At 42.5% G+C, this 11,804-nt stretch carries 10 protein-coding genes and 2 tRNA genes; 6 read left to right on the top strand and 6 right to left on the bottom strand.

The genetic code is table 11. The annotated features are described in order from the left end of the window. Positions 1-13: 13 nt before the first annotated feature. Complete coding sequence (locus BF9343_RS02300) at positions 14-1,936, top strand: biosynthetic peptidoglycan transglycosylase (protein WP_010992068.1); 1,923 nt, start codon at positions 14-16, stop codon at positions 1,934-1,936. A 119-nt stretch (positions 1,937-2,055) separates the two neighbouring features. On the opposite strand, the gene BF9343_RS02295 is transcribed toward BF9343_RS02300, so the two are convergent. From BF9343_RS02295 to BF9343_RS02280, 4 genes are all read right to left on the bottom strand, one after another. Further along, positions 2,056-2,919, bottom strand: a complete 864-nt coding sequence (locus BF9343_RS02295) for a hypothetical protein (RefSeq protein WP_005796482.1) — start codon at positions 2,917-2,919, stop codon at positions 2,056-2,058. 9 nt (positions 2,920-2,928) lie between these two features. Next, positions 2,929-3,597, bottom strand: coding sequence for a DUF4476 domain-containing protein (locus BF9343_RS02290; RefSeq protein ID WP_010992067.1), 669 nt, complete (start codon positions 3,595-3,597; stop codon positions 2,929-2,931). A 14-nt stretch (positions 3,598-3,611) separates the two neighbouring features. After that, positions 3,612-4,265: a DUF4476 domain-containing protein gene (locus tag BF9343_RS02285; protein ID WP_010992066.1), complete on the bottom strand. Its 654-nt coding sequence runs from the start codon at positions 4,263-4,265 to the stop codon at positions 3,612-3,614. A 102-nt stretch (positions 4,266-4,367) separates the two neighbouring features. Beyond that, positions 4,368-5,207, bottom strand: a complete 840-nt coding sequence (locus BF9343_RS02280; RefSeq protein ID WP_005796486.1) for a CvfB family protein — start codon at positions 5,205-5,207, stop codon at positions 4,368-4,370. A 220-nt stretch (positions 5,208-5,427) separates the two neighbouring features. Between BF9343_RS02280 and BF9343_RS02275 the strand changes: the two genes are divergently transcribed. After that, entirely contained in the window at positions 5,428-6,429 is a 1,002-nt protein-coding gene (locus BF9343_RS02275) for a malate dehydrogenase (RefSeq protein WP_010992065.1), read from the top strand. 91 nt (positions 6,430-6,520) lie between these two features. Here BF9343_RS02275 and BF9343_RS02270 read toward each other — a convergent pair whose 3' ends face one another. Next, positions 6,521-7,258 carry a potassium channel family protein gene (locus BF9343_RS02270; protein ID WP_005784407.1) on the bottom strand — a complete coding sequence of 246 codons (738 nt, stop codon included), beginning with the start codon at positions 7,256-7,258 and terminating at the stop codon, positions 6,521-6,523. A gap of 216 nt (positions 7,259-7,474) precedes the next feature. On the opposite strand from BF9343_RS02270, the gene gadC reads away from it, so the two are divergent. After that, complete coding sequence (gadC, locus tag BF9343_RS02265) at positions 7,475-9,073, top strand: putative glutamine/gamma-aminobutyrate antiporter GadC (RefSeq protein ID WP_005796489.1); 1,599 nt, start codon at positions 7,475-7,477, stop codon at positions 9,071-9,073. 92 nt (positions 9,074-9,165) lie between these two features. Here the strand turns inward: gadC and BF9343_RS02260 are convergent, their stop codons facing one another. After that, entirely contained in the window at positions 9,166-10,401 is a 1,236-nt protein-coding gene (locus tag BF9343_RS02260; RefSeq protein ID WP_010992064.1) for a sensor histidine kinase, read from the bottom strand. 440 nt (positions 10,402-10,841) lie between these two features. Here BF9343_RS02260 and BF9343_RS02255 point away from each other — a divergent pair. The 3 genes from BF9343_RS02255 (at position 10,842) to BF9343_RS02245 (ending at position 11,799) form a co-directional block, all read left to right on the top strand. Next, positions 10,842-10,914: transfer RNA gene (locus tag BF9343_RS02255), tRNA-Phe, on the top strand. Between the two features lie 12 nt (positions 10,915-10,926). After that, a tRNA-Pro gene (locus tag BF9343_RS02250) sits at positions 10,927-10,999 on the top strand. Between the two features lie 326 nt (positions 11,000-11,325). After that, positions 11,326-11,799 (top strand): arginine repressor, encoded by a 474-nt coding sequence (locus BF9343_RS02245; RefSeq protein ID WP_005784402.1) that lies wholly within the window; start codon positions 11,326-11,328, stop codon positions 11,797-11,799. Positions 11,800-11,804: the final 5 nt, after the last annotated feature.

Below are 11,804 nucleotides of genomic sequence, written 5' to 3'. Positions count from 1 at the left end.
TTTACATATTGAAATGGGAAAATATCGCACGAAAGGGAGCATTGCTCTCATCATTACAGGAAGTGTCCTGATCCTCGTACTGGCAGGTTTATATCTGAGGCGTAACGGAATTCTCTGCCGGACGGCCGACAAACGAATACTATATGCCGAACAAAAATACGGATTATCTATCTGCTATGAGGACCTGCGAATGAAAGGATTAAACGAAATCGAACTGAAAAATCTCTCTATAGTTCCCCGCAACCGGGATACCCTTCTCACCCTGCATACTTTGAACATGCACCTCAACTTTTGGAAATTGATTCGGGGAAAAATTGAAGTGCGTAATGTAACCGTCGACCAACTGAAGGCCTCATTTATAAAAGCAGACAGCATGGCGAATTATGATTTTCTCTTCTTGAAAAGAAAACGAGAGACTTCATCCGGACAGGTTCAGACCGACTATGCCCACAGAATAAACCGGATACTGAATCTTTTCTATGGCTTCCTGCCGGAAAACGGGACCTTGTGTCAAATAGACATTACTGAACGGAAAGACCGTAACTTCGTAAACATCCATATTCCCAAACTAACGGTCCGGCAAAATCATTTTCGCTCGGATATCGAAGTACATGAAGACTCGACAACCCAACATTGGACCACCTGCGGAAAAGTAAACCGAAGCAGCCATACCCTGAAAGCAGAACTCTATGCACAACAGAACAACAAAATCATCCTACCCTACCTCAAACGCCGTTTCGATGCCGATATTCGTCTGGATACCCTGACTTATAGCCTGACAAAATCGGAAAAGAATGGCGGACAGGTTCAGTTGACCGGGCAAGCGGCTGTCAGTGGACTCGAAGTATATCACAAGGCTCTTTCTCCTGAAACGGTCAATTTGGATCGTGGTCAAGTATCTTACCGGATTCTTGTAGGCAAAGAATCCGCCGAACTGGATAGTACTACTGTGGTACAGTTCAATCAAATGCAGTTTCACCCTTACCTGAAAGCCGAAAAGAAAAAACAGCAATGGCATTTCACAGCAGCCGTAGACAAACCCTGGTTTCCGGCAGACCAATTGTTCGGTTCACTTCCCAAAGGATTATTCAGTAACCTGGAAGGTATAAAGACAAGTGGCGAATTGGCCTATCACTTTTTTCTAGATGCAAATTTTGCCCTGTTGGACAGTCTGAAATTGGAATCGGAACTGAAGGAAAGGAATTTCTGCATTGTAAACTACGGGGTCACAGATCTTGGTAAAATGTCGGAAGAATTTATCTATACGGCTTACGAAAACGGCCAACCGGTACGTACTTTTCCAATCGGCCCTTCCTGGGAACATTTCACACCATTGGACAGCATCTCTCCGTTGTTGCAAATGTCTGTGATGCAAAGTGAAGACGGAGCTTTCTACTTCCACCGGGGATTCCTTCCTGAAGCCATGCGCGAAGCGTTGATACAAGATCTGAAAGTGAAACGTTTTGCCCGCGGAGGGAGTACCATCACCATGCAGTTGGTGAAAAACGTATTTCTGAATCGAAACAAAAACATAGCCCGTAAACTGGAAGAAGCTCTGATTGTCTGGCTGATAGAAACAGAACGCCTTACCTCCAAAGAACGAATGTACGAAGTATATCTGAATATAGTAGAATGGGGACCGCTCGTTTATGGGGTGCAGGAAGCAGCAACCTATTATTTTAAAAAGCGACCGTCTCAACTGACAGCCGAAGAATCTATTTTTCTGGCTTCCATTATTCCAAAGCCGAAGCATTTCCGGAATTCGTTTAACAATGATATGCAACTGAAGGAGAGCCTGGAAGGCTATTACCGTTTAATAACCGAACGATTAGTGAAAAAAGGAATCATCAGTGAAGTGGCAGCCGACAGCATCCGCCCGGAAATTAATGTAACCGGCGAGGCAAAGAAAGATCTGCAAAGAGACAGCATACAATAGTTTGCCAAAGCCTCGAAGCCAAGACAAGAGGTAGATGTTCTGACCTCTTATCCTGACTGGTTCAACTCCTGAAATTTTAAAGAAATAATACGGAAACAGAAAGGAAAGGCAAATAGCACTTATCTTTCTCTGTTCCCCCTCTCTGCAGAGCGGGATGAAGTACTACGGCTATTGCTACGTTTGCTATCCGTACGCTCCGGTGTTACTCTATGAGGAGTAGATATGTTTTCACTCTTCCGGACAGTATTCGTCCTCCGGTTATTTTCCGTACTTCTGGTTTCTCTGCCGGTACGGGTAGCATTCCCAGGAGTCACTCTGTTGTTATCCCGTGAAGATGAGCTTTCTCTTTGGGACACTCCTCTTCTCACCTCATCTCTCCGTCCCGAATTGGAACGTATGGTTACCGATCCGAAATCGGAACGGCGATGCGTGTTATAATTTCGATGATCTCTTATACTGTGCGAACCCGAATAGAAATCATGTCGATAGCGTCCGCGATAATAGCTGTTATGATAATGAGTACGATAGTGTCCACCGCAATAGCTGTTATAGTGGTACGGTTTGCCAAAGTAGAAATGATTATGGTTTGTATACCGAATATAGATACGGAAACTCCAACTGCCACCACTGGCATAAACCGGTCGATAAAAATAATCGACCCCTATAAAACGGCGATACTGTGAAGCAGTCAGCACCCAACGCAAATCATCATTACGAATGTCCAGGGTACGATAATATTTATCGAGTGCCCACTCTTCTCCCCTTATCACATCGTCCATCAGATAACGAATGGAGTAAATAAAATCGTAATTGATTTCGTATACATCATTATATTGCCCTGTGCTCAGGTTCAGTTCATAGGCCATCTTATCGGTCAGGAAACGAGTCTCCTTGCGAATGCGGCTATTGCTCATGGCTGCCATACTCACACTGCTTATAGCAGTGATTCCTATGACCAAAAAGAATATCAATATTCGTTTCATATCTTAAGTCTATTTAATTCTATTATAGTTCCTCACAAAGTTCTTCACTGTATCCTGATTCGACAGAAAATCCAATCCGTCTATTGCTGCGGAAAAATTATCTTTATCCACTACGCTCGGATAAAGTATCTTCAGTACCTTAGTCCGATCATCATCAAAGCTATAAAGTTTTATCAATCTGCAGCATTGCTCTGATGTAAATCCGGTAGAGCGGGTTGCTTTCTCAATGAAATCTGTCCGGTCCGAATCAAAAGTTTTACTCTTTACATCATTTAAAAAGCGGGCAAACTCATCGTTTCTCATGGCTCTATAGTCACAAGCGGGAGCTATGTCCGAAGCAGTGACTGTACCACCTATGCCTAAAGAAAAGGAAGGGGCAGGAGGAGCAGTCGGTGCACCGTCTCTAAATGAATCCAACCCAACAACACGGTTGTCGATAAAGTTAACACAAATCACCGAATGCCCTGCTTTGGAAAGATACCCGCGATATTCCCACTCTTCCATTGCTCCATCAAAGCGTCTGTAATTGGGCTTTCCAAGAATCGTCTTCACTTCCTGTTGTGTCATTCCTTTCTGGATACTCATTAGCTGACTGTTTTTGAAGTTTATGATCAAGCCTGCACAACTACTCATAACAACAAGCAAGATTAATATCGCCGAAACATGTATTTTTTTCATAATTCTTATAGGTTTTAGTTACGTTGATTATGGTATTTTCTCACAAATTCGTTCATCTTGTTTTTATCCGACTGAAAAGTCAGGCTTTCGATGACCAGATAGAAATTGGGTTTATCAACAATCCGTGGATACATAGCCTGCATCAGTTTTATCTTTTCACTATCGAAACTGAACAGATTTACTAATTGGAGACATTGGTCGGAAGTGAAGCCTGTCGAAACAAGTGTAGTTTCAATCAGCTTGTTACGGTCTGAGTCGAAATGTTTGTCTTTCACAGTTCTCAGAAAACGGTCGAACTCTGTACGGTTCATCACTACATCATAGCCGGGACGCACCGGACGATCGGGACAGAAATCAGGACGATCATTATAGCCCACCCGAATATTCCTGATATTCATACCGGGATTTGAGACCCATTCCTGAAACAGCAAGTCGCCTTTCACACTTTGTCCGGTACGTGGTATATAACGTACTGCATATACTTCTATCCGGTGCCTGCCCGAATAATTAGCAATGAAACAAGTCTCCGTCGGAGTGCAGATTTGCTCGCCATCCACAAAGACAAGAATCGCTTCACCTGAGCTTTGGATATTTATTCCGCTGATTCTTCCGGCTTGTGCAACAAATGCAACAAACAAGAAACAAAGAGTTATGATTACTTTTCGCATGTCGTTTAGTTTTTATTGTTTCTAATATCACAAAAATAGGGTGAGGAAACTCCCCACCCTAATGATTCTATCTATTCATACGTAGGGTTTTCCCTATTCAACTTAGGGACGTACCAACTCGATGCCGTCTTCATGAAGAAGAATCAGACGCTTCTTGTACAAATCGCCAACGGCCTTCTTGAATGTCTTCTTACTAACACCGAACGTGTCATAAATCTCCTCGGCAGGACTCTTATCTGTAAGTCCAATCCATCCCCCATGCTCTGTGATGTAGCGATGAAGTGTCTTTGAAAAATCATCTATCTTTTCAAAGCCCGGCTTCTGGAGAATCAGATCTATCTTGCCATCTTCGCGTACCTGCTTGACGTATGCTTTCAGTACATCGCCGGTATGTAAAGTCTGAAATATTTCACTATCATACAGCAAGCCGCTATACATATTCTCAATAATAGCCTTAAACCCGAGGTCTGTCTTCTGCCAGATAAGGATGTTCACTTCTTCACCAGGCTGATAAGAAGCTTTCTCTTTAGATAAGTAACGGTCTACTTTGGCCGAAGCTACGATCCGGAAACTTTCATCATCAATATGGGCATGGATAACGTATTTATTCCCTACCTGCATCTTCATCTTCTGCTCGCTGAAAGGGACAAACAGATCCTTCATCAATCCCCAGTTAAGAAAAGCTCCGAACTGGTTGACCCACGATACTTCCAGGCAGGCAAACTCCCCTACTTGTACCAAAGGTGTCAATGTAGTAGCTATTAACCGTTCTTCATTATCCAGATAAAGGAAGACGTTCAACCAGTCTCCCAACTTACAATCTTCGGGTACATAGCGGGTGGGCAACAGGATTTCTCCCTCTTCTCCCCCATCCAGATACATACCGAAATCGACCTGCTTGACTACCTCAAGCTGGTTGAATTTTCCTAATTCAATGCTCATAATCTTCATTCTGTTTACTGCAAAGATAAATAAAAAACAGACGTAAGAATGATTAGCCGCCGAAAAACATATTGCCGCATCTGCTTGTTATCATTGGCAAATGATAACTTTTCATTATAGCGCAAAACTTTTTTCGATAAACAACCTGCACATAAACAAGTTATCTTTGCATCGGAAACAAAAAAACAAAGCAATTGTCGAATTAAAAAAGATATAAATTATGGAATTCTTAACCAACGAAAAACTTACGATTGTAGGAGCTGCCGGAATGATTGGCTCTAACATGGCACAGACTGCCTTAATGATGAAACTGACTCCGAACATCTGCCTGTACGACCCCTATGCACCCGCTTTGGAAGGCGTGGCTGAAGAGTTGTATCACTGTGCGTTCGAGGGGGTAAACCTGACCTACACTTCAGACATCAAAGAAGCTTTGTCGGGAGCCAAATACATTGTGTCCTCCGGTGGTGCTGCCCGTAAAGCAGGCATGACCCGTGAAGATTTACTGAAAGGTAATGCAGAAATCGCCGCCCAGTTTGGTAAAGATATCCGCCAATATTGCCCGGACGTAAAACATGTGGTTGTCGTATTCAATCCTGCCGATATCACCGGATTGATTGTCTTACTCTATGCCGGACTGAAACCGTCACAAGTATCAACATTAGCAGCTTTGGACAGTACACGTCTGCAAAACGAACTAGTGAAATACCTTCATATTCCCGCATCTGAAATAGTAAATTGCCGTACGTATGGCGGACACGGAGAACAGATGGCCGTATTCGCTTCTACCACCAAAGTACAAGGTGAAGCGCTTACTAAAATTATAGATACTCCACGTATGCCTATGCAGGATTGGGAAGACCTGAAAATACGCGTCATCCAAGGTGGAAAGCATATCATCGACCTGCGCGGGCGCTCTTCATTCCAAAGTCCGGCCTATCTGTCTATCGAAATGATTGCAGCAGCCATGGGCGGACAACCTTTCCGCTGGCCGGCAGGAACGTACGTATCCGACAAAAAGTTCGATCATATCCTGATGGCAATGGAGACTTCTATCACGAAAGAAGGTGTGAGCTATAAGGAAATACAGGGAACTCCCGAAGAGCAAAAAGAAATGGAAGAGAGCTACGCTCACTTATGCAAGTTACGTGATGAAGTGATCGCTATGGGTATCCTTCCGGAAATCAATAAATGGCATGAACTGAACAAGCATATTAACTGATGACATCATACAAAGTTTAATTAGTTGGGATACTGCCTGTCTGCTACGTGCAGATGGGCAGTATTTTTTAGGCATACTTATTCCTGAACAGTTATTTTGGCTTACTTTCGTCAGCTGCCTCCAATTGTTTATAATACTCCTCTTTCTCTTTGTTCTTTTTTTGAATCAGGCTGGTGACATAAACCGTAAAGATCGGGAACATCATCATACCCAGTGCCGCCAGCAACACCGAAAGTACACGTCCCGTCACGGTGACAGCAATAATATTGGAACCTACCGTAGTCACATCCATAAATGCCCACCAAAGCGCATCTCCGTAACCGGTCACCAAGGGATTGACCTTGTGTTCGAGTACAAAAAAAGCCAGGCTTGAAAAGTAAACAGTAGCAAGCAACATAGTCAGATAGGAAACAAACAGTCCGGAAGCCTTATTATAAGTAAGCCACCCCACCACAATAGCCATCGCATAGCCGCCCCGGACCAAAGGAACAAAACGAATCATATAAGTCACTTCGGGTGAAAAAGTCCATCCCATATAGGATATAATATTCTGGTAAGGTATCGCCACCAACAAAAAGATGAAATGCGTACTAAGATAGTGCCACTTATTTTTCGAAAGAAACAACTCGAGAATGAAATCAAACAGAAATAAGACACAAATCCATAGCTGAACTTTCATATAAACCGATTGGGTATAAAAAGGGATACCCTTAAACGTATCTATCGAGATGCTGATGACCAGAAACAGGGAAAGCAGCAGGATGATGACATGTAAAATGCCGTAAATCCCTTTCTTCCGCAAAGCAAAATCAGAAAGAGCCATTTTCATAAGCGCTGATATTTTATAGGTTATTTTATTATGCAGAAGGAACAAGAGTCCTACACGATTTGTTTGATACCCACCCGGATTCAATAGAGGAACCGGTGATTTCACTCTTCACCGATGTTAATTAACCAAGTTTGACGTTAGTAAACTAAAACATCTCACGTTAAACGTTGTTATAGACACTGACTTAAAAATATTTTTCACTTAAAACCTTAACTTATGGCAAATATTAAACAAGCAGTGAAACTAGGGGTATTCACCCTGGCGATCATGAACGTAACGGCAGTAGTATCCCTACGCGGACTTCCTGCCGAGGCCGTATATGGAATGAGTTCGGCCTTCTATTATCTTTTCGCAGCTATCGTATTCCTTATTCCGACATCACTCGTTGCGGCGGAATTGGCTGCCATGTTCCAGGACAAACAGGGTGGTGTGTTCCGTTGGGTAGGCGAAGCGTATGGAAAGAAATTGGGATTCCTTGCCATCTGGGTACAATGGATTGAAAGTACGATCTGGTATCCGACTGTATTGACATTCGGTGCTGTATCTATCGCTTTCATCGGAATGAATGATACACACGACATGACACTGGCCAGCAACAAATACTATACACTGGCCGTTGTGCTTATCATTTATTGGCTGGCTACCTTCATCTCACTGAAAGGAATGGGATGGGTAGGTAAAGTAGCTAAAATAGGCGGTATGGTGGGAACCATCATCCCCGCTGCCCTGCTGATTATCCTGGGTATTGTTTACTTGGCATCCGGAGGGCATTCCAACCTTGACTTCCATAGCAGCTTCTTCCCCGACCTTACGAATTTCGATAACGTGGTATTAGCGGCAAGTATCTTCCTCTTTTATGCCGGTATGGAAATGGGCGGTATCCACGTAAAGGATATGCAAAACCCTTCAAAGAACTATCCGAAAGCAGTATTTATCGGTGCACTTATTACTGTAATCATCTTCGTCTTGGGTACATTCTCACTAGGTATCATTATCCCGGCCAAAGATATCAGCCTGACACAGAGTTTACTTGTTGGCTTCGACAACTATTTTAGATATATCCATGCATCCTGGTTATCACCGATCATCGCCATTGCTCTTGCATTCGGTGTGTTGGCAGGTGTATTGACATGGGTTGCCGGTCCGTCCAAAGGTATCTTTGCCGTAGGTAAGGCCGGTTATATGCCTCCGTTCTTCCAGAAAACCAATAAATTGGGTGTACAGAAAAATATCCTGTTCGTTCAGGGTGGTGCTGTTACCGTATTGAGCCTTCTGTTTGTGGTTATGCCTTCCGTACAGAGCTTCTATCAGATCTTGTCACAGCTGACAGTTATTCTTTATCTGGTGATGTACTTACTTATGTTCTCCGGTGCCATCTACCTGCGCTATAACATGAAGAAAGCTAACCGTCCGTTCCGTATCGGTAAAAAAGGTAACGGCTTGATGTGGATTGTCGGCGGCCTCGGCTTCCTCGGTTCATTACTGGCGTTTATCCTCAGCTTTATCCCGCCCAGCCAGATTTCTACAGGTAGCAACACGGTATGGTTCTCTGTATTGATTATCGGTGCTTTGGTTGTTGTGATTGCTCCGTTTATCATTTATGCAGCTAAAAAGCCATCATGGGCTGACCCGAACAGTACTTTCGAACCGTTCCACTGGGAAACACAAGCTAAACCACAAGTTGCTCCGGCAACAACAACTACCGCCGGTCCGGCAACAAGCAGCGCTACCACTATCGGTAGTACAACTTCTGCCCCATCGACAGGTTCCGGCTCTGTTTCATCCGATAAGGACACCCCACAGAAACAAAGTTAAAAGTGTATCTATCTACCTGAATGAAAGAGGTTGTATCCGAAAGTTTATTCTATATTCTACCGGATACAACCTCTTATTTTTCATAAATCTGCTCAGGATTTCAAAGGAAGGGTAAACCAGAAGGTAGATCCTTTTGTCACTTCCGATTCGACTCCCATTTCTCCCCCCAGATTCTGTACGATAGTTTGTGAAAGAGTCAGTCCCAGCCCTGTTCCGGGTACTTCATGGTCCAATTTGGTAAATCGGTCGAATATTTTATCCTGTTCTCCGGCAGGAATGCCAATACCTGTATCAGAAACATAAAAGTAAATCTCGTCCTCTCCTTGGGGACGACATCCGAAACAAATCTCCCCACTGTGGGTAAACTTCATCGCATTATGTACCAGATTTGTGATTATCTGTACGATACGATGTTGCTCGGAATAAATGATCCATTCATCTGTTCCTGCCTTACAAATCAGTTTAATTTCGGGCTTGTCTTTCAGACGTATGTTTAAAATGCCATGCAGAGCACATAATAAATCGTTTACATCAAATTCGGAATAATGGAAATCCAGACTACCCGACTCTATTTTTGAAAGGTCGAGTACATCCGTCACTATCTGCAATAAACGATCATTGTTTTCCGCTACAATATCCAGATACATCTTTTTTTCCGTATCATCATCCGCAGAAGCCAACAAACCGGAAAAACCGACAATCGCATTCAGTGGGGTACGAATTTCATGACTCATATTAGCTATAAAAGCAGATTTCAACTTTTCGGCAGAAACAGCGTTCTCTTTTTCAATATTCAGCAACCGCTGCATATTCTTCAATTCAGTAATATCATAGACAGTCAGTAACATCTGTTCGTGACCTTCATTATTCAAGTAAGTACCCGAGACAGAAACATCACAAGGAATAATCTGTTGATGATCCGAACTGAGCAGCCTCATGGATGCTTCTAATTTATGAAAACCCTTTTTATGGCAGAATGCATTCTCAATAGTATGGCGAATCATGCAATTTTCGCAATTTTTATGTGCCCCGCATCCTCCGCCACTACGAACAGCGTTTTTACAATTCAGTAGATCACCGACTCTACCGGAGGACTCAGGCTCTTCTGAGATTCCACTCAAATCATAATAATTGGTCCTTATCACCACCAAGTCACTATTTATCAAGATAAAGCAAGCGTTCATACTACGTAAAATCGTATCTGATTCCTTGGTTTGAGCCACCCATTCGTTCTTTTGCACACTTATCTTTCTCCACAAATACCAATATCTGGCACAAATAAAAAGAATAATGATTATAAAGACTCTAAAGATAATGTAGATCATCATATACTTCTAACTGGAAATCTTATTTGTTTTGTTTGTTATGAACATGTCCGCAGTTACCCGCTACATAATTTTGCGGTAAAGATAAGGAAATAGCATTATACATATAATAAAGACAAACGTTTATTTTATTGAGGATGACCACATTTTAAGAAACCTTTTCTTCCGGTTGCATCTATGCATATTCATACAGTCTCTAACCCAAAGATACTAAGTCTTACAGATTTTCATACATCTTCTTTGTCTGCTGTCCATTCCTAACTTCATTAATTCACCGACAGAAACGTATTAATATCATTTTCGTTGAAGAAAGACGTAAGATCATCGTAAAATCAAAACAAGAAAAAAGATTTCCACTCCCTTTGGACAAATATTTCATATTTTCTTTGCCAAACTATTGCAGTATTAAAAATTATACCTATCTTTGCACCCGCAATCACAAAGGTGCCATAGCTCAGTTGGTAGAGCAAAGGACTGAAAATCCTTGTGTCCCCGGTTCGATTCCTGGTGGCACCACTTTGCAAGTAGCGGAATGTAGCGCAGTTGGTAGCGCACTACGTTCGGGACGTAGGGGTCGGGCGTTCGAGTCGCCTCATTCCGACATTCGCACAAACAAGCCACTCTATTTGAGTGGCTTGTTTGTTTTTAAGAAAAAGAATCGGAATTAAAGGATTGTGGCTCAGTTTGAAAACTTGGGATCATACCTAAATTCTGAGAGAATTCCCGGATCAATCTAAATTCCTCTTTTTACTTTCACCCCAAAAATTACTCCCCCCCTAAATTATATATCACTTCCAATCCAAATTCTGCATATTTCTACATCACATGCTATTTTTATGTATAAAAAGAGTAAAAAAACAGCTTTTTATGCATACTATTTCCAAAATATTGCATACTTTTGCGTCGTTCTTAGAATAATTATACAAGATGAAGAAGAAAGCAAACCGGTTAGACGCCATCAAAATGATTATCTCCAGTAAGGAAGTAGGTTCACAGGAAGAACTCTTGCAAGAATTAGGTCAGGAAGGATTTGAACTGACACAAGCTACTCTTTCACGTGACCTGAAACAACTGAAAGTGGCCAAAGCCGCCAGCATGAACGGAAGATATGTATACGTATTACCCAACGACATCATGTACAAACGTGTCGGCGACCAGAGTGCCAGTGAAATGTTGATGAACAATGGCTTCATTTCCCTTCAGTTTTCCGGAAATATCGCAGTAATCAAAACTCGCCCCGGCTATGCCAGCAGCATGGCTTACGACATCGACAACCGTGAATCTGACACCATTTTGGGAACAATTGCCGGAGACGATACCATTATGTTGGTACTACGTGAAGGGGCAACGCCCACTGCCGTACGACATTTCCTGTCTCTCATTATTCCGAATATCAACTAACTAAC

Source organism: Bacteroides fragilis NCTC 9343, assembly GCF_000025985.1.
GTDB lineage: Bacteria > Bacteroidota > Bacteroidia > Bacteroidales > Bacteroidaceae > Bacteroides > Bacteroides fragilis.
This window is presented reverse-complemented; position numbering and strand designations above follow the sequence as displayed.

Coding starts and splice junctions, on each gene's coding strand:
- BF9343_RS02300 (WP_010992068.1), top strand. CDS start 14: ATGGGAAAATATCGCACGAAAGGGAGCATTGCTCTCATCATTACAGGA.
- BF9343_RS02295 (WP_005796482.1), bottom strand. CDS start 2,919: ATGAAACGAATATTGATATTCTTTTTGGTCATAGGAATCACTGCTATA.
- BF9343_RS02290 (WP_010992067.1), bottom strand. CDS start 3,597: ATGAAAAAAATACATGTTTCGGCGATATTAATCTTGCTTGTTGTTATG.
- BF9343_RS02285 (WP_010992066.1), bottom strand. CDS start 4,265: ATGCGAAAAGTAATCATAACTCTTTGTTTCTTGTTTGTTGCATTTGTT.
- BF9343_RS02280 (WP_005796486.1), bottom strand. CDS start 5,207: ATGAGCATTGAATTAGGAAAATTCAACCAGCTTGAGGTAGTCAAGCAG.
- BF9343_RS02275 (WP_010992065.1), top strand. CDS start 5,428: ATGGAATTCTTAACCAACGAAAAACTTACGATTGTAGGAGCTGCCGGA.
- BF9343_RS02270 (WP_005784407.1), bottom strand. CDS start 7,258: ATGAAAATGGCTCTTTCTGATTTTGCTTTGCGGAAGAAAGGGATTTAC.
- gadC (WP_005796489.1), top strand. CDS start 7,475: ATGGCAAATATTAAACAAGCAGTGAAACTAGGGGTATTCACCCTGGCG.
- BF9343_RS02260 (WP_010992064.1), bottom strand. CDS start 10,401: ATGATGATCTACATTATCTTTAGAGTCTTTATAATCATTATTCTTTTT.
- BF9343_RS02245 (WP_005784402.1), top strand. CDS start 11,326: ATGAAGAAGAAAGCAAACCGGTTAGACGCCATCAAAATGATTATCTCC.